Annotated in this window: 11 protein-coding genes; 6 read left to right on the forward strand and 5 right to left on the reverse strand. The window is 67.8% G+C overall.

What is annotated here, in order from left to right:
• Positions 1 to 489 precede the first annotated feature (489 nt).
• From MTR62_RS09385 to MTR62_RS09395, 3 genes are all read left to right on the forward strand, one after another.
• Positions 490 to 1,410, forward strand: a complete 921-nt coding sequence (locus MTR62_RS09385) for a hypothetical protein (protein ID WP_244019658.1) — start codon at positions 490 to 492, stop codon at positions 1,408 to 1,410.
• Between the two features lie 283 nt (positions 1,411 to 1,693).
• Entirely contained in the window at positions 1,694 to 3,241 is a 1,548-nt protein-coding gene (locus tag MTR62_RS09390) for an alkaline phosphatase D family protein (RefSeq protein ID WP_244019660.1), read from the forward strand.
• A 160-nt stretch (positions 3,242 to 3,401) separates the two neighbouring features.
• On the forward strand, positions 3,402 to 5,399 hold the full coding sequence (locus MTR62_RS09395; protein ID WP_244019662.1) for a M1 family metallopeptidase: 1,998 nt from the start codon (positions 3,402 to 3,404) through the stop codon (positions 5,397 to 5,399).
• Between the two features lie 113 nt (positions 5,400 to 5,512).
• Here MTR62_RS09395 and MTR62_RS09400 read toward each other — a convergent pair whose 3' ends face one another.
• The 4 genes from MTR62_RS09400 to MTR62_RS09415 all read right to left on the reverse strand — a co-directional run bounded on the left by MTR62_RS09400 (position 5,513) and on the right by MTR62_RS09415 (position 8,206).
• Positions 5,513 to 5,806, reverse strand: coding sequence for a hypothetical protein (locus tag MTR62_RS09400; RefSeq protein WP_244019663.1), 294 nt, complete (start codon positions 5,804 to 5,806; stop codon positions 5,513 to 5,515).
• Positions 5,807 to 6,221: 415 nt separating this feature from the next.
• Positions 6,222 to 6,455 carry a hypothetical protein gene (locus MTR62_RS09405; protein WP_244019665.1) on the reverse strand — a complete coding sequence of 78 codons (234 nt, stop codon included), beginning with the start codon at positions 6,453 to 6,455 and terminating at the stop codon, positions 6,222 to 6,224.
• 37 nt (positions 6,456 to 6,492) lie between these two features.
• Entirely contained in the window at positions 6,493 to 7,620 is a 1,128-nt protein-coding gene (locus MTR62_RS09410) for a FecR family protein (RefSeq protein ID WP_244019674.1), read from the reverse strand.
• On the reverse strand, positions 7,571 to 8,206 hold the full coding sequence (locus tag MTR62_RS09415) for an RNA polymerase sigma factor (protein WP_244019676.1): 636 nt from the start codon (positions 8,204 to 8,206) through the stop codon (positions 7,571 to 7,573). Before MTR62_RS09415 ends, MTR62_RS09410 begins: the two co-directional genes overlap by 50 nt.
• Before the next feature lie 250 nt (positions 8,207 to 8,456).
• On the opposite strand from MTR62_RS09415, the gene MTR62_RS09420 reads away from it, so the two are divergent.
• The 3 genes from MTR62_RS09420 to MTR62_RS09430 all read left to right on the forward strand — a co-directional run bounded on the left by MTR62_RS09420 (position 8,457) and on the right by MTR62_RS09430 (position 17,423).
• A complete protein-coding gene (locus MTR62_RS09420; RefSeq protein WP_244019684.1) occupies positions 8,457 to 11,177 on the forward strand; it encodes a TonB-dependent receptor in 2,721 nt (906 codons plus the stop codon).
• A gap of 87 nt (positions 11,178 to 11,264) precedes the next feature.
• Entirely contained in the window at positions 11,265 to 14,474 is a 3,210-nt protein-coding gene (locus MTR62_RS09425) for an amidohydrolase family protein (RefSeq protein ID WP_244019690.1), read from the forward strand.
• Between the two features lie 501 nt (positions 14,475 to 14,975).
• Entirely contained in the window at positions 14,976 to 17,423 is a 2,448-nt protein-coding gene (locus MTR62_RS09430; RefSeq protein WP_244019692.1) for a hypothetical protein, read from the forward strand.
• Here MTR62_RS09430 and MTR62_RS09435 read toward each other — a convergent pair.
• A complete protein-coding gene (locus tag MTR62_RS09435) occupies positions 17,413 to 18,336 on the reverse strand; it encodes a LysR substrate-binding domain-containing protein (RefSeq protein ID WP_244019700.1) in 924 nt (307 codons plus the stop codon). The genes MTR62_RS09430 and MTR62_RS09435 overlap by 11 nt on opposite strands.
• Positions 18,337 to 18,360 lie beyond the last annotated feature (24 nt).

Raw genomic sequence — 18,360 nt, forward strand, 5'->3', positions numbered from 1 at the left:
GCGCCGGGCGCATGGGGCGGGCGCACGCGCCGCGCTCAAGCTTGTCGATGGCGAGGCGCGCGATCCGGGGAAGCGGACCGGCCACGGTATCGTGTGCGGGATGTGCCGTTCGGGGACCTGAGGCGGACAAAAGGGCGGGAAAGAGGAGGGGGCACGGCCCCCTTTTTTACGCCGGAACGCGGGAAGGTGAGAAGGGATGTGTTCCGAGGGCCATTGCCCTCGGGCTCCCCAAACTGTCGACCTCACCGTTCTCATCAAGCGTTGGCTGAACGCGGTGAGGTGGACAGTAGGGGGTCAAGGGGTATTAACCCCTTGAATCGATTTCTCTAATAATAATCATATAAAACAGCTAGTTGAATATTTCTTGGCGCCTTTTTCGGAAAAATTTGCCGACCGTGCGGATGAAGTGCGCCGGGCCATCCGTTCCTTTGTGCAGACACCCCTGAGGTCTTTCGGGGGCAGAAAACGACATCGCAAAGGAGAAGTCTCATGACCAAGAACATTCTCAGCACCGCCGCTCTTGCTCTGGCGCTGGCCGCCGTTCCGGGCGCTGCCCATGCGCAGCTTCTGGGTGGGGGCGGCCTTGGGGGTGGCCTGGGCGGCGGCCTTGGTGGTTCGATGAGTGGTACGCTCGGCGGCGTTGGCAGTTCGCTCGGCGGGATGGGCAGCGCGGCGGGCGACATGAGCGTGACGCGCAGCGCCAACACGGTCCGCTCCAAGGTGAGCAAGACCGCTTCGGGCAGCAGCGAAGCGGCGACCACGACCCCGTCGGTTGCGCTGCCGGACACCTCTTCGGTGGCGGGCACGGCGACCGGTGCGGTCTCGGGCGCGTCGAGCAAGGCGAGCAACCTGGCAGGTTCGGCGCGTTCGGCGGCGGGCAACCAGACCGGCGCGCTGACCGATACGCTTCAGTCCGCGCAGGGCAGCGCGAGCAGCGCCGCGAGCAGCACGGCGAACGGTGCGGCGAATGGTTCGGCTTCGGCTTCGCAGCAGGGCCTGGGGCTGACCGGGTCGGGCAGCGGTTCGTCGGCGAGCGGTACGTCCTCTTCGTTGACCGCGCCGCTGGGCACGGTGGGTTCGGGCGTTTCGCAGGCGCGCAGCACCGCCACGGGCGCGGCGTCGGGAGTGAAGGACAAGGCTACCAGCGCGCTGGGTTCGGCCCGTTCGACCGCCTCGAACGCGGCGAGCGGGGCCAGGGGCAAGCTTACCGATACGCTTGACGAAGCCAGCGCCTCGGGCAGTGGTTCGGGATCGGGCAGCGGCTCGGCCGACACGCCGCTGGGTTCAAGCAGCGGTTCGGGGACCGGTTCGGCCAATGGATCGGCTTCGTCGCGCGGCGTGAGCCTGGGGGCGAGTGCGAGCGCGGACGGTTCGACCTCGGGCTCGGTTTCGGCCTCGTCGGGCAGCTGATCGCGGATCGAGGTGGCGCGTGAGCGCTGCCGACCGCCCGTCCCGCGCTGCGGGGCGGGCGGTTTTCGCGTGTCCTGCTCCGCGCGGATGGTAGCGCTCGCCAAGTGCGTCGAAAAAGTGCTGCAATGCAGCGATTGCCTTTTCGCGGGGAGACGTTATCTCATGGCCCCGCAAGCGTTTCGCGGTAGGTTCGCGTGCGGTTTTTCCGGAGTACTGGAAAAGCTGCGCACGGTGTTGACGGCGAGGCGTACCCCGCCTTCGAGCCGATGGAATTGACGACGCCATGATCTCCCGCCGCTCCCTCATCCATTCCGCGGCCGGGTTGGCGGCGGGTGCCGTGGCGGCTCCGGCCATCGTTCGCGCGCAGAGCTGGTTCACCGCCTATCCCTTCACCCTGGGGGTCGCCTCGGGCGATCCGGCGAGCGACGGTTTCGTAATCTGGACGCGCCTTGCGCCCGATCCTTACGCGCCGCACGGCGGGATGCCGCTCTCCGCGCTGCCGGTGGAGTGGGAAGTGGCGAGCGATGAACGCTTCAGGACGATCGCCGCGAAGGGCACCGCGATTGCCCGTCCCGAGCTTGGCCATTCGGTCCATGTCGAAGTGGCCGGGCTGCAGCCCGACCGGCCTTACTGGTACCGCTTCACGAGCGGCTCGGACCGGTCGCTGACCGGGCAGGCGCGCACGCTGCCGCCGGTGGGCGCTGCGGTTTCGGCGCTGCGTTTCGGGATCTGCGGGTGCCAGCATTTCGAGGCGGGCTTTTACGCCGCCTACCGCCATCTCGCCGCCGAGGACCTCGCCTTTGTCTTCCACTACGGCGATTTCATCTACGAATACCAGTACGATCACCGCTTCGCGCAAGACGGCCTGCCGGTCCAGAAAGTGCGCCAGCACCGGCTGCGCGCGCTCTATTCGGTGGAGGACTTCCGCGCCCATTACGCGCAGTACCTGCAGGATCTCGACCTGCAGTCCGCGCGCATGCGCCACGCCTTCCTGGCGACGTTCGACGACCACGAGATCGAGGACAACTGGGTCGGTGACCATGACAAGGACCCCAGCGTCCCGCCCGAGGTCTTCGCCCTGCGCCGCCAGGCCGCGATGCAGGTGTGGTACGAACACATGCCGGTGCGCAAGGCGCTGTTTCCCCGCGGCGAACTGATCCACGCCAACCGGCGGCTGACGTATGGCAACCTGGCCGCGCTCAACCTGCTCGACACGCGCTCGTTCCGTTCGGACCAGCCGTGCAACGATGGCTGGAGCCCGGCGTGTCCCGGCGTCTACGATTCCAAGGCCGAAGTGCTGGGCGCGGCGCAGGAGGCCTGGCTCGACGCCAACCTCCACCGCAAGGACGCGACCTGGAACGTGATCGGCCAGCAGGTGATGATGATGCCGATCGACCGGCGTATCGCGAACGAGCCCGAGAAGCTGCTCAACCTCGACAGCTGGGCGGCCTACGATGCGCCGCGCAAGCGGCTGATGAAGCGGCTGGGCACGGTTGAGAATGCGGTGGTCTTCACCGGAGACGAGCACCAGAATTTTGCCGGGCTTTTGCTCGATGGGGATAGGCCGGTCGCGGTCGAGAACGTGCTGACCTCGATTTCGAGCGGGGGCGATGGCAGTGACCGGCGCAAGGGCAGCGATCGGATCATGGCCAACAACCCGCAGGTCAAGTTCCTCAACGACCAGCGCGGTTATGGCGTGTGCGAAGTCTCGCCCGAGGCGCTGACGACGCGGTTCATGGTCCTTGACAAGGTCTCTGTACCCGATGGCGCGATCCGCCAGCGCGCAAGCGCCACGGTCGAGCGCGGCAAGGTGGCGCTCGCCATCGCCTGATCCGGCGCCTGATCCGCCGCCTGATCCGCCACGCGCGATCGACTTCGTTTTCCAACGGGTCCGCAGAAGGCCCGCTTTTCCAAATGGGTGCAACACCACAAGGGGGTGGGCCATGCCGGGCCATCCCGACGCAACTCAAGCTCATGGGGCGCTAATACAGATGAGGTACAACAGGATTTCACGTCGTTCGCTGCGGGTCGCGGCGTGCGTATCGGCGTGCGCGGCGCTGGGCGTGGCATCGTCTTCGGCCTTTGCCGACTACAACCCGCGCGAAAGCTTCGCGCCGTTCGCGATGCCTGCTCCCGTCAACGCCTACCGTTCGGCGAGCGGCGTTCCCGGCCCGGCCTACTGGCAGAACGAGGCCGACTACGAAATCCACGCCAGCCTCGATCCCGAGACCAAGGGCCCGTCGCTGAGCGGGTCGGAAGTCATCACCTACACCAACAACAGCCCCGATCGGCTCGACGTGCTGTGGCTCCAGCTCGACCAGAACATGTACAAGGCGAACAGCCGCTCGACCTTCGCGGGTGGCCGCTCGCGTCCGGTCTCGACCGACGGCTTCGTGCTCGACAAGGTCGAGGTGGACATGGGGGACGGGCACTTCGTCGCCGCGCCTTTCCTCGTCAGCGATACCCGCATGCGCGTGACGCTGCCCGAGCAGCTCAAGGGCAAGGGCGGCGCGCTCAAGCTGCGTGTGGCGTGGCATTTCGCGATCCCCGGCAAGTGGGGCGGGCGCATGGCCTGGGGCCAGTCGAAGAAGGGCCCGATCTACGATCTCGCGCAGTGGTATCCGCGCATGGCGGTCTACGACGACGTGCGTGGCTGGGACACGGCGCCCTATCTGGCGCAGGAATTCTACCTCGAATACGGCAACTTCGACTATTACGTCACCGTGCCGTCGTCGATGATGGTGTTCGGCTCGGGCGATCTGGTGAACCCGCAGGAGGTGCTCACCAAGCGCCAGCAGGAGCGGCTGGCCAAGGCGCGCACGAGCGATGCGACGGTGATGATCCGCAGCCCCGAGGAAGTGTCCGATCCCGCGACCCGGCCCAAGAAGGGCGGCACGCTGACCTGGCACTACCACATGAACGACACGCGCGACGTCGCCTTCACGGCGTCTTCGGTGTTCGCCTGGGACGCGGCGCGGATCAATCTGCCCGAAGGCAAGACCTCGCTGGCGATGTCGGTCTACCCGGTCGAAAGCCAGGGCAAGGAAGCCTGGGGCCGTTCGACCGAATACCTCAAGAACGCGGTCGAGAATTTCTCCAAGCGCTGGTTCGCCTACCCCTGGCCGGTGGCGATCAACGTGGCGGGGCCGGCCAGTGGCATGGAATACCCTGGCATCGTGTTCGATGGCATCAACGACAAGGGCAAGGAGCTGTTCTGGATCACCGCGCATGAGATCGGGCACGGCTGGTTCCCGATGATCGTGGGCTTCGACGAACGCCGCGACGCGTGGATGGACGAGGGGTTCAACACCTTCATCGATACCTACGAATCGGATGACTTCAACCACGGCGAATACGGGCCCAAGCGCGACAGCGAATACGCCGAAGGCGGCGGCAACCCGGTCGATGAGATCCTGCCGATCCTCCAGGACCCGCAAGCGCCGATCCTGCTGTCGCGCTCGGACACGGTGATCGAGAAGTACCGCCACGCGATGAGCTACTTCAAGTCGGCGCTGGGCCTGCGCCTGCTGCGTGAACAGATCTTGGGGCCCGATCGTTTCGATCCGGCCTTCCGCCGCTTCATCAAGGCCTGGGCGTTCAAGCATCCCAAGCCCTCGGACTTCTTCCGCGCGATGGAGAGCGAAGGCGGTGAGGACCTGTCGTACTTCTGGAACGGCTGGTACGCGCACAACTGGACGCTGGACCTGGCGGTGGACTCGATCGCTCCGGTCGATGGCGATCCGGCCAAGGGCACGCTCGTCACCGTGGGCAGCCACGACAAGCTGGTCCTGCCCGCGACGCTGCGCGTCCGCTTTGCCGACGGCAGCCACGAGGACTTCCAGATGCCCGCCGAAAGCTGGATCCGCAACACCACCAGCTCGGTCACCATCGCGCCGGGCAAGACCGTCGTCAGCGCCGAGATCGACCCCGATCACGCGCTTCCCGACACGACCCGCGCGAACAACTTGTTCAAGGTTGCGGGACGCTGAATCGGACCGGGACGCCGGGGTTGCGATCCCGGCGTCTCGCGATCGCTGAAACACGGACGGGCTGTGGCGCCAGGCCGGTGCCACAGCCCGTTTGCGTGAATTTGTCGCGGCGCTCAGGCCGGGGTGACGATAATCGCACCGACGTAGGAGCCGGGCTTTTCGGCGTTCATCGTCTTGCCATCGACAGTGATGGTCACTGCCCCGCCGTTCTTGCCGATGAGCCTTGCGCCGGGAAGGATCGTCAGCTTGGTGAGATAGGACGTGCCGGTGACCATCCAGGTGCTGCCCAGATCGAGCGTGACGCCGGTGCCGAATGGCCCCTCGGGCGGGCCGAAGGTGTTGGCGACATCGCCGATCAGGCGGAAGCTGGCCTCGCTTGGCGTTTCGCCGTTGGCGGGGATCAGCACGGCGTCGTCGATGATGACGATGCTGCCGGTTCCCTTGGCCTCGATCAGGCCCTATTCCACGGTCATGCGCACGTGCGTGGGGCATCGACCGTCAGCGTGAGCGATTTGCTCTGCGGCGCGTCCAGGCTGGGCCCTGGGCACGCGCCGCAATCCCGGCGGAACTGGTCGCACCCGCGGTCGCTGGCGCGTTCTGGGCCAGCACGCTGGCGGGCGCGAGCGGGTGGCGAGCGTAAGCGCGGCGCGGGAGGCCCGCAGGGCCTTCGCAAAAGGCTCTATCGGGGTATTCCTCTCGCGTTCTGTCGCTGGATTGGCCCTAGGCTGCGGGTAAAGCCGGGGCAGATGCCGGCGTGTGCGTTGGCGATCGAATTGACGATGTCCGGACCGCCGCCACGGCCGTAGAGCCAGACCGGATCGATCAGGTCGGGCACGCTCGGCGCGCGCGTCGTGGTCCTGCGATCCTCGCGGCCGCCGTGAAGATCGCGCCGCGCTGCGCGAGGACCGGCGCTCCGTCCGTCCGCGCGTGGCGCGCCAGTTCGGTGCTGCCGAGCAGGATTTCGCGATCGCCTCGCAGGATGCGGGCGCGCTCGGTGCTGCGGGCCTGGAGGCTCCAGAAAAGGCGTGCGCCGGCCACCGGCAACAGGCTGGCCAAGGCCGCTCAGCGTGGGCTACTCGGCCCTTTCGCTCGGTCAGTGCGGGGTGAGGGATGGGGAGGAAAGGCCTGGCGAGGCGGGCGCCGTGACCGGGCGCGCGCTTGGGCTGGGTGTGCCGTCCGCCGTGAAATCGGGGCCGGGCATCAGCAGTACGCTCTTGGCCCCGTCGAGCGCGCGGATGCCGAAGCTGGTCTGGAGCGTTTCGACGAAGGTCTGCGAATCCGCCGCGCGCACCGTTCCGCCGATACGCAGCGCGGCGATCTGCGGCGCACCGATCACCAGCGGCTTGGCGCGGTAGCGGTTGAGTTCGGAAACCGCCTGTTCGAGCGTTTCGCCATCGAACGAGATGATCCCGTGCTCCCACGCGGTGCGCTGGGCGAGTTCGGGTTCGCCCAGCGTGGTCACCCCCACGCGGCTGTCGCTGATCGCGGCGTACTGCCTCGCGCTCACCGCGATCGGGGCGATCCCCGCGCCGTGCACCGCGACGCGGCCCGAAAGCACGGTCAGCTCGGTCAACTCGTGCCCGAAGCGGATGTTGAACACGGTGCCCAGCACGCGGAACGAGCAGGCCCCGGCATCGACCACGAAGGGCCGTCTGGCGTCGTGCGCGATGTCGAAGCGGGCCTCGCCCATGAGGAGATCGACCGCGCGGTAGCGCGCGCCGAAGGACACCGCGACGCGGCTGTGGGTGTTGAGGTGAATGTGGCTGCCGTCGGCCAGATCGATCTGGCGGGTTTCGCCGATCGCGGTTTCATAGATCGTGCGGCCCATCCAGTGCCGCAGCCCCAGCGCACCGGTGACGGCAAACACGCCCGAGGCCGCTGCGGCGGCCAGCGTGCGCCGGCTGATCCCGCGGCGCGCCGGATCGGACCGGTCGTTCGCGGGTTCCGGCGCTTCGCCATGGGGGCGTGCCTGCGCAAGAGCATCGCCGGGCGCACGGGGGGCGGTGTCCGCGATCAGCGGGTCGAGCGCCAATTCCTCCAGCCTTCCGGACAGGTCCCAGCTCGCCTCGACTTTGGCGAAGGCGTAGCCGTGCGCGGGATCGCGTTCGATCCAGGCAAAAGCCTGCGTCCAGTCGCCGCTGGTCTGGGCGGCCAGGTAAAGACGCGCAGCCTCAGCCTCGATTTCGCTGCGATGGAGCGATGTCGGTGCATCCTGCTGCAAAACCGAAGTCCTCGTATTGGCCGATGGCCTGGGTAACCTTGAGCGTGGCACGGGCCAGATGCGTGTTGATAGTAGAGACGGACAAGCCCATCTCCTGTGCTATCTCGCCGACCGTTTTACCGTGGACACGGCGCAAGACAAACACTTTGCGGCACTGCGCGGGGAGCGCGGCGACGATTTCCTCGAGCCGGCGCAATTCGTCGCGCGCCTGCAACAGCGCTTCCGCGCTGGCCTCGGCGGCGATCAGCTCGGCATCGCCCAGCGCGTCGAACGAGACGACGCGGGCGCGCCGCGCGTTGTCGATCACCATGTTGCGCGCGATCGAGAACAGGTAGCCCTTGCCGTTCGTGATCGTGCTGAAATTGCGCGCCGCATAGGCGCGGGTCATGGCTTCGGAGACCATGTCGTCGATGTCGCAGGTGTTGGCGAGAATACGGCGAAGCCGCGCGCGCAGCGCGGTTTCATGCGGCAATATGGTGGACTTGAACCAGTCCAGTTTGGCTCTAGCAGGATGCACGGCGCGGTTCCCCCGTTTGACGGCGTCCTTCTCCCTTGGCGCAAGCGGTTGTCTGCGCCCGAACGGCACAGCCCGATTGCTTTGGTCGTGTTTGGAACGGCGGCGCGCATTTGCCTGCGCTTGACCCGATGTTTTCGCAAGCCATGAAGTTTTGCAACTATTTTATCGAAGGCTGTAGCATAAAATCCGAAACCGTCCGTCTTGCCCGGTGAAACGCTGAAAAAGCAGACGGGGGTCTATCGAAATGCGAAGAATGCAGAATGCTATTGGGCTGGGCATTGCTTTTACGGCCATTTATTGCGCGTATGCGGGGCCGGCGATGGCGCAGATCCGTTCCGAGAGCCGCGTCAATTTCGCCATTCCCGCGCAATCGGTACGTTCGGCGATGGACGCTTTCGCGCAGCAGACCGGGATCGAGGTGGTCTACCCGTTCGACCGGGTGCGCGGCATGCGCACGCGCCCCGCGTTCGGCCTGATGACCCCCGAGCAGGCGCTGCACCAGCTGCTTGCCGGAACCGGGCTCAAGGCCACCCGCACGCGCACCGGGGGGATTGCGCTCTCGCTCGTCACGCAGGCGAGCCTGACCAACGCGGCGGTTCCCGCGATGGCCTATGGCGCGGCCGGGGCGGCCGATACGCTGGCCGATGCCGAGGCGTCCTCCCCCCGCGCGGGAGCGAGCGAGCAGAGCAGCCCGATCATCGTCACCGGCACGCGATCGACCAACCGCACCGTTGCCGACAGTCTGGCTCCGATCGACGTGCTCAGTTCGCAGGATCTCAAGGCCAGCGGCAAGCAATCGGTGCGCGATCTGCTGGGAACTCTGGTCCCCTCGATCAACGTTTCGAACGGCGGCGCGGGCGCGAGCTTTGCGGTCAAGACGCTGTCCCTGCGCGGCCTGTCCGGTGACCAGCTGCTGGTGCTCGTCAACGGCAAGCGCCGCCACAACAGCGCCAATATCTTCATCAACGGGTCGACCCAGAACGGCCAGTCGCCGCCTGACCTCGATCTTATTCCCGGCAACGCGGTGGCGCACATCGAGGTGCTGCGCGACGGGGCTTCGGCGCAGTATGGCTCGGACGCGATCGCCGGGGTCATCAACGTGATCCTCAAGGACGATACTTCGGGCTCGATGACGACCACCGGGGGGCTGACCTGGGACGGCGGGGGCGAGCAGATGCGCACCCAGATCGACAAGGGCTTCACCTTTGGCGATGGCGCGATCATCCACCTGACCGCCGAGGGCTACGTGCAGAACAACACGCGTCGCTCCAACCTCAACACCGGGCGCTTCTACGCCTACGAGGGTGAGCTCTATTCGGCGACGAGCGGCACGGCGGACCCGCGCGAGGCGACCGTCAACAGGGACGTAAACCGCGCCGGACAGCCGGGTGCGGTGGGCGGCAATGTCAGCTACAATCTCGTCGTGCCAACCGGATCGGGCGAGTTCTACAGCTTTGCGACCGGCTCCAAACGGCACGCCAACGGCTGGCTGACCTACCGTTTTCCCGATGCCTCCAATAACCTGAGCGACATTTTTCCCAACGGCTATACGCCGCACTTGCACATCTACGACACCGACTATCAGGTCACCGCCGGGTTTCGCGGCGACGGGCCAGCGGGCATCCACTATGACCTGAGCAGTTCCTACGCGGCCGACCGGGTACGCTTTCGCGAGACCACCACGCTCAACGTCTCGATGGGGCCCGACAGCCCGACCGACATCTATATCGGCACGCTCAAGAACTCGCAGTGGACGTCCAACCTCGACCTTTCCAAGGAAGTCTCGCTGGGGCTGGCCGAGCCTCTGCAGATCGCGGCGGGCGCGGAATACCGGCGCGATGGTTTCGGCATCGAAGCGGGCGAGGAAGCCTCGTACATCGATGGGGGCTATGTTTCCACCACCGGCGCGCAGGCGGGCACCTTGCGCACGGCGGGCTCGCAGGGGGTGACCGGCTTTCCCACCGATTCCGCCGGTGACTGGCACCGCAACGCGTGGAGCGCCTACCTCGATCTCGAACAGACGCTGGCGCCGGGCGTCGACGTGGCGCTGGCCGGGCGGCACGAGGACTATTCCGACTTTGGCACCACCAACACCGGCAAGGCCTCACTGCGCATAGAGCCGGTGCACGGCTTCGCGCTGCGCGGCACGGCGAGCACCGGGTTTCGCGCACCCACGCTCCAGCAGGAACACTATTCCTCGGCCAGTACGATCAGCGTGACGGTCGACGGGGTAAGCCAGCTTCTGCCGGTCCAGGCGTTGCCGGTCGATTCCGAGGCCGCGATCGCGCTTGGCGCTTCGCCGCTCAAGCCGGAAAAATCGACCAACTTCTCCGCCGGTTTCGTGTTCACCGCCTTGCCTGGTTTCAGCCTGACCGCAGACGCCTACCAGATCACGATCAAGGACCGCATCCTGCTGTCGAGCACGCTGACCGGGACCACTGTCATGGCCGTGCTGGCCGAGGCGGGGATCACCAATTCGGCCGGCGGGTTCTACTTCTCCAACGCCGCCGACACGCGCACCCGCGGGCTCGACGTGGTGGCGACCTACCGCCAGGAACTGGGCGGGCTGGGCACCGCGACGTTCAATCTTTCGGCCAACTTCAACAAGACCGTGTTCACCCACGTCGACGAGGCGCCCGCCGAGCTGACCGCGGCGGGGCTGGTGCTGATCGGGCGTGATCGCCAGGGGGACTATACGAAGGGCACCCCGCGCGACAAGTTCATTGCCAGCGTGCTGTGGGAGAAGGGCCCGGCGGCGGTGAACCTGCGCGCCACGCGCTACGGCAAGGTGACCGCGGTCAACAGCTCGAGCGCGGCCTACGATGCGGTGATCGATCCCAAGGTGCTGTTCGATCTCGACGTCAGCTATGCCTTGACCGACCAGATCAAGGTCGCGGTGGGGGCGAACAACCTGTTCAACACCTACCCGAACGAACTGCCGACCAACCTGCAATACTACGGGTTCTCCAAATACAACGCCTATTCGCCCTACGGCGTGAGCGGTGGGTTTTACTACGCCCGCCTCAGCTTCGACTTCTGATCGCCCCCCCAGGGACGTGGACTGCCGGCCGGTTGATGCCCTGCAAGGCAAGCCGGCCGGATCTTTTTTGAAGGGAAACGCGCAGACATGACGAACCGTAGCACCCGCTGGTCGATCAACCGCAGGCAGGCACTGGGCGCGGGCGGACTGGCGACGAGCCTTGCCCTGCTCAAGCCGGGGGCCTCGATGGGCGCTGCATCGGGCACTGCGTTGAGCGGCGGCACGGCGGTGTCCGGGCGCGAGACCACGGTGGACGTGACCGAGGCGACCAACGTCGCGCTCGCGCTGTCGCCCGATGGGACGCGCGTTGCGCTCGATTTGCTCGGCATCTTGTGGACGATGCCCGCGCAAGGCGGTCCGCTGACCCGGCTGACCGGCGATTTCGACGATCTCGCGCTGCCCGACTGGTCGCCCGACGGGGCTCGGATCGCCTTCCAGAGCTACCGCAGCGGCAATTTCCATATCTGGGCCGTGCCCGCGGGTGGCGGCGCGCTCGAACAGCTGACCGATGGCCTGTTCGACGATCGTGAGCCGTGCTGGTCGCCCGACGGCAAGACCATCGCCTTTTCGAGCGACCGCGTGGGCGGGCGCTACACCATCCACCTGCTCGACGTGGCAAGTGGGGCGGTGCGCGCGCTTTCGACCGGTTCCTCGCAGGACAGCGAACCGACCTGGACGCCGGACGGCACGGCGGTGGTCTACGTCGCCGACGGCACCCGGATCGTCGCGGTTCCGGTCGCTGGCGGGGCGGCCAAGGTGCTGGCCGAGATCACGCCTTCGGCCGATTTCTTCCATCCGGCCCAGCTGCACGCCCCCGCGATCGCGCCCGACGGGACGCTCGCCTACACGCGCATCGCCGATGGCGCGGTGACGCTGGTCGTGGGCGGCGTGGAGGCGGTGGCGGGGCGCGATCTCTATCCGTTCCGTCCCGCGTTTCGCGATGATGGCGGCTTCGTCTTCGCGGCGGATGGCAAGATCGTCGCGCGCAGCGCGGCGGGGGCCGAAACGGCGCTGCCCTTTTCGGCCAGGGTGCCGGTAACGACGCCGGTCTACGCCAAGCACCGGCGCGATTTCGACAGCACGGCGCCGCGCCCGGTGCTGGGCATTGTCGGGCCGCAACTTTCGCCCGACGGGCGCGAGGTGGTGTTCACCGCGCTGGGCGACATCTGGCGCATGACGATTGGCGCGCGCCCGCAGCGGCTTGTCGCCGGGCCCGATTTCAAGTGCGATCCAGCCTGGTCGCCCGATGGGAAAAGCGTGCTCTACGCCAGCGACCGGGGCGGCACGCTCCAGCTCTGGCTGCGCGATCTGGCCAGTGGCAAGGACCGCCAGATCACCAACGCGCCCGACAAGGGGCTGGTCAGCGGGGCCTTTGCGCCCGATGGCAAGAGTGTCGCCTGTCTCGACCAGAACGGCACCTTGCTGCGCGTGACGCTGGCCGATGGCACCATCCAGCCGGTCTATGAAGGGTTGTGGGAGCCGGGTCGCCCGAGCTTCGGGCCGGACGGTGAGACCATCGCCTACGCCGCGTTCAAGCCGGTCACGCCGCGCTTTCGCGAAGGCCTGAGCGAGATCCTGACGGTCGACACGCGGACCGGCAAGGGCACCTACACACCGCTGATGGAGGGCAAGTCGCTGGGCGTGCGCGGGCTCGACGGGCCGGTCTGGTCGCCCGACGGCGCGCACATGGCCTGCGTCTTTGCGAGCACCTTGTGGGTCGTCCCGGTCGATCCGCAAGGCGGCTTCACCGGCGCGCCGCGCCAGTTGAACAGCGAAGTCACCGACGCGCCGAGCTGGAGCGGGGACGGTCAGACGCTGCTCTATCTCAGCAATGGCAAGCTTCGGCGCATCGCGCTTGCGGGCGGCGCGCCCGAGACGGTGCCCTGCCGGATCGACTGGGCGCTGGCCAAGCCCGCAGGGCGCACCGTGCTTAGCGCCAGTGCGCTGTGGGACGGGCTGAGCGAAACCGTGGCCTCGGGCAAGGACGTCGTGGTCGAAGGCAATCGCATCGCCGCGATCGTGCCGACAGGTTCGGTGCGCGATGCTAACGCGCGCCGGATCGCGGGCGGGGCAGGGACCACGCTGATGCCCGGCCTGATCGACATGCACACCCACCGCCAGATGCAGGGCTACAACTACGGCGATCGCATGGGCCGCGTGTTCCTCGCCATGGGGATCACCGCCACCCGCTCGCCCGGTTGCCCGGCCTACCACATGGTCGAGGACCGCGAGGCGATCGATTCGGGCGCGCGCGTGGCCCCGCGCCACTACGCCACGGGCGAGGCGATCGACGGCGGGCGCATCTTCTACAACTTCATGCGCCCCGTCACCGAACCAGGCCAACTCGAACGCGAGATGGAACGCGCCAGCGCGCTCTCCTACGATATGGTCAAGACCTACGTGCGCCTGCGCCACGATGTGCAAAAGCAGGTGGTGGATATCGCGCACCGCCACGGGCTGCCGCTCAGCTCGCATTACCACTATCCCGCGCTCCACAGCGCGATGGACTGCATGGAGCACATGGGGGCGACCAACCGTTATGGTTATTCGCGCACCATCACCGCGCTCGGCGGCGGCTATCAGGACGTCAACGGACTGTTCGCGGCGGCAAAGGCGGGGAGGACCAACACCCTGTTCGTCGCGCAGGCATTGCTGGGGCTTGACGATACGCTGGTCCACGACCCGCGCATCAAGATCCTGTTTCCGAGCTGGGAATACGCCAAGCTGGTGGCGCGGGTGAAGGCTTTGACGGGCGAGGGGGGCAAGCCCCTGCTGGCCTCGCTCGAACGCCAGGTCGCGCAGATCAAGGCGACGATGGAACTGGGCTGGCATTTCCTGGCCGGGACCGACGCGCCGATCGATCTCGTGGCGATCAGCCTGCACCTCAACTTGCGCGGCATGGCGCGCTACGGCGTGCGCCCGGTCGATGCGCTCAAGTGCGCGACGAGCCACGCGGGGACTTTCCTCGACGAGCCGGTCGGCCGGATCGCGCCGGGGATGCTGGCCGACCTGATCCTCGTTCGGGGCGATCCCCTGAAGGACGTGGCGGCGGCGGCCGACGTGGAGATGGCGATGATGGGCGGAGCCGCGCACAGCCCGGAAAGCCTGATGAAGCCCTTCGTCGCGGTGCCGGACAGCGCCCTGGTCAACCCGGTGGCGCCCGCGCTCGCAGGCGGCAAGCGCGCTTACTGGGAGAGCTTTGCCTATGTCGAGACCGCGCGCAGTTCGTGCTGCGCCGATCACTGGCACGGCGAACACGGCAACGAAGCCGGACACGCGCACGTCCACCGCGCCTGACGGGCTGCGCGCCTGGCGCCCGGCTGCGTGGACACATGGGGCGGTGATGGGAACGAGGCAATGGGGGGGGGGGCGGATCACACCGCCCGCTAAGGCACGAAGCCGAACGTTTGAATGTCTGGCAACCTTTTGAAACATCGCGCGGGCAAGGCGCTTCATCGCCCGTTCAACCCGCACGCGCCATCGCGGCCTTCCACCGAGATGCCGGTCATCCGTTCCCTGTTCGGGACGGGTGGCCGGTTCGTCTCATCCGGCGCCCGCTAGGGCGTGGATCTTGGCAAGGGGGCGCGGTTCGGCTGGTCCGATGCGGGCCTGAAGAGGGCTTGAAATCGCACGCGAAACAGCTTTAGAGCGCGTGCCGACCGGCACCTCATGCTGCGCTGCGGAACATCGTGGCCGGCGGCGGGTTGTCCTCTCGAGCTGGCACGCGGGGCCTTCCGCGTGCGAGGCCGTGGTTGTCCTGTCGCTGTTTTGCCCGTTGCTGATCTGGATGTTTTTGCCGTGCTCAACGCTTCCCGCCTGAACGCCCTTTCGCCGCGCCGCGCTCTCGTCGGGCTGGCCGCGCTTGCCACAGGGCTTGCCGCGCTACCCCTGACGCCGGTCCTGGGCGCCGACGACAAGAGCGCCAATTTCGAACTGCCCGGCCCCGACATCCTCGCCGAAGTGACCCGTAACGGCGAAACGCTGCCGGTCTCGCAGGTGCCCAATCTCAAGCCGGGTGACGCGATCACGCTGCACCTGCCGCGCGGCAAGGACGCCAGCCAGCAGGCCGACGATTTTCTGCTCGTCTCCGCGTTCCTGCGCGGCGCGGTGAACCCGCCGCCCGACGCCTGGATCGCGGGCGCGCGCGGCTGGAAGGACAAGGCGAAGGACAACACGCTCACGCTCAAGGTGCCCGAAGGCGCGCACCAGCTGGTGCTGCTCATGGTGCCGCGCACGGGCGGGGCGGACGGCGTGCTGGAAAAGGCGGTGCAGGGCAAACCCGGCGAATTCGTGCGCGCGGGCGGCGAGCTCTACGAAGCCTCGCTCGACCATTCGCGGCTCGAAGCTTTCATGGGCGCGATCCGCGCGCAGGGTGACCGCGATCCCGAGGCCTTGCAGAAGGTCGCCCCGGTGCTCGCCTCGAGCCTGGGGATCAAGCTGCAGAAGGACTGCCTCGACAAGGTGCTCGACGAGCAGGCCTCGTGTCTGGTCAAGGGGCGCTCCTCGCTGGTGCTGAGCGATCTGCACACCAGTTCGCTCGCCGATACCCTGGCGGGCACGCCGACCGATCTCGCGCTCCAGCTCAGCGCCACGCCGCAGGCCGGGTCGGGTTCGTACAGCGCCTATATCGGCGCCGCGCGCGACATCGCCAAGCTGTTCGGGGCGTTCAACAATCCGCAGTTCGGCTATCTCCCCGCGCTGACCGTGGCGAAGGACGACCGGCTCTCGCTGCTGCTCAACACCGCGCCCTCTTTCGCCAAGCCCAAGTCGGTGATGGTGGTGGGTATGCCCACGATAGAGGACGACGTGCCGCCGCAGCTCCACGCCACGTCGACCGCGCCGCTCTGCGCGGTGCAGGGGCCGGTGATCCTTCCGGTCGACGGCGCGCCGCTGGTGTTCAGCACCGATTTCGCGCACGCCATGCAGGTGCGCGTGACCGCGGCCGACGGGCGCAGCGTCGAGCTGCCGATCGTCGCGCGCGCCGATCACGGCGGCTATGTGTTCGATGCGCGCGCGCTGCCCAAGGCTTTTACCGGAGCGCTGCGCGCCCACGTCCATGGGCGCTGGGGATTTTCAGCTTACGATGGCCCCGATTTCACGCTCCAGCGGCCCGACGGTACGCCCTGGCAGGCGGCGGGCGATGGCGGGCCGCTGATCCTCGGGCGCGACAGCACGGCCACGCTCGCGGGCGTGGCACCGGCTTGCGTGTCGGCGGTCATGATGGAGGTGCCGGGCGCCAAGGGGCCTGCGCAAAAGCTCGACTGGAAGGTCGATGCGATCGACCGGCTGGCGGTCAGCGTGCCGCTCAAGGATGCGCGGCCCGGCCCGGTGCAGCTGGCGGTTCAGCTTCAGGGTCAGAAGGACCCGGTTTCGGTCACGCTCGACACGCGGGCCGAGGCGAGCCGGCTCGACGCGCTCGATCTCCACGCGCAGGACAGCGTGGGTACCCTGACCGGCCAGCGGCTCGATCAGGTCAAGCGCATTACGCTGGGCAAGACCATTCTCACCCCCGACGGCCTCAGCCGCGAGGGCGATCACGACGTGCTGGCGCTGGCGATCGAGGGCGAGCCGCTCCCCGCCGAAGGCACGGCGCAGGTCGCGAAGGTCGAGCTGGCCGAAGGGCGCACCGCCCGCCTGTCGGTCACCATCGCACCGCCGCGTCCGTCGGCGCGGCTGCTCTCGCGCAGCGTTGCCATGCCGGCGCGCGCGGACGGAGCCCGGCCGCTGGCGCTGCAATCGGACGATCTGCTGCCCGAAGGGGGCGAACTGGTCTTCTCGCTCGAAGCGCCTGCGGGCAAGAGCTTCGGCCGCGACGCCGCCGTCGAGATCGCGCAGGGCGACAGCACGCTCGCGCGGCTGACCCTTGGCAAAGGCCTGATCCCGTCGAGCGCGCAAGTCCTCGTCGCGCGCTTCGATAGCGCTTCCTTGCCGCAGGGCACCTATGGGGCGCTGCGCTACCGCGTGCTCGACAACGGGGTGCCGGGCGCCTGGCAGCCGCTCGCAACTTTGGTGCGCCTGCCGCAGATCCGCGCGTTGTCCTGCGCCAAGGGTACAGCGGCCTGCACCTTGACCGGGCGCAACCTGTTTTTCGTCTCGGCGGTTTCGGCGAGCGCCGATTTCGCCCGGCCGGTGGAGGTCCCGGTGGGGTTCACCGGGTCCTCGCTCACCGTCACCCCTTCCGCCGAGGGGACGCTCTACCTGCGGCTGCGCGACGATCCCGACGCGGTGGCGAGGCTCAGCCGCTGATCGCGTCTGTGCCGCGATCGGCGGCACTTTCGCGTTGCAGCCAGTCGCGAAACCGGTCGAGCGCGGGGGAGCGGGCGCCGCTTTCGGGGTAGGCGAGCCAGTAGCTGCGCTCTTCGGTCAGTGCGATCGCGACCGGCACGACCAGTTCGCCCGCCGCGAGCTCCGGGCCGATCAGGAAGCTGGGCAGGAGCGCGGCCCCGGCCCCGGCCTTGACCGCCTGCGCGAGCATCAGGAAATGGCTGAGCGTTTGCACCGCCATGCCCTGCGGCGCGTCGAGGCCGCTTTGCGCGAACCAGCGCGTCCAGGCGTCCTTGCGCCGCGACTGGGCGAGCAGGGGGACGCGCAGCAGGTCGGCGGGCTGGGCGATGGCGAAACGCTCGCGCACAGCGGGCGCGACCACCGGCACGACCTGTTCGCGAAACAGCCGATCGTGCGCGGCGCCCGGCCAGTCGGCCGCGCCGACGTGGATCGCGGCGTCGAACGCTTCGTGGGCAAAGTCGAACAGGTCCGAACGCGCGGTGATGTTGACCACCAGATCGGGGTGCGCCTGGCTGAGGCGGGGCAGGCGCGGGGCGAGCCAGCGCATCCCGAAGCTGGGCAGGACCGCGAGTTCGAGCGCGTGTTCGGGGCCGGGATCGAGCAGCTGCGTGGTCGCCCGGCGGATCGCGGCGAGCGCGGGGGCGATCGCCTCGCGGTAGCGCTGCCCGGTCTCGTTGAGCCGGACACGCCGCCCGCTGCGCTCGAACAGCGAAGCGCCCAGCCAGTCTTCCAGCGCGGCGATGTTGCGGCTCACCGCGCCTTGCGTCAGGCGCAGCGCGCTGGCCGCCGCGGTGAACGATCCGGTGCGCGCGGCGGTTTCGAAACTGTGCAGCATCGCCATTGGTGGCAGGCTTCGCCGGTCATCCTCGTTCATATGCATCACTCATTAGCTTGTGCC

The organism is Novosphingobium organovorum, assembly GCF_022832435.1.
Classification (GTDB): domain Bacteria; phylum Pseudomonadota; class Alphaproteobacteria; order Sphingomonadales; family Sphingomonadaceae; genus Novosphingobium; species Novosphingobium organovorum.

Bases quoted from the DNA above. Each gene is read 5' to 3' on its own strand.
- MTR62_RS09425 (WP_244019690.1), top strand. From the start codon at position 11,265: ATGACGAACCGTAGCACCCGCTGGTCGATCAACCGCAGGCAGGCACTG.
- MTR62_RS09435 (WP_244019700.1), bottom strand. From the start codon at position 18,336: ATGAACGAGGATGACCGGCGAAGCCTGCCACCAATGGCGATGCTGCAC.
- MTR62_RS09385 (WP_244019658.1), top strand. From the start codon at position 490: ATGACCAAGAACATTCTCAGCACCGCCGCTCTTGCTCTGGCGCTGGCC.
- MTR62_RS09390 (WP_244019660.1), top strand. From the start codon at position 1,694: ATGATCTCCCGCCGCTCCCTCATCCATTCCGCGGCCGGGTTGGCGGCG.
- MTR62_RS09395 (WP_244019662.1), top strand. From the start codon at position 3,402: ATGAGGTACAACAGGATTTCACGTCGTTCGCTGCGGGTCGCGGCGTGC.
- MTR62_RS09420 (WP_244019684.1), top strand. From the start codon at position 8,457: ATGGCGCAGATCCGTTCCGAGAGCCGCGTCAATTTCGCCATTCCCGCG.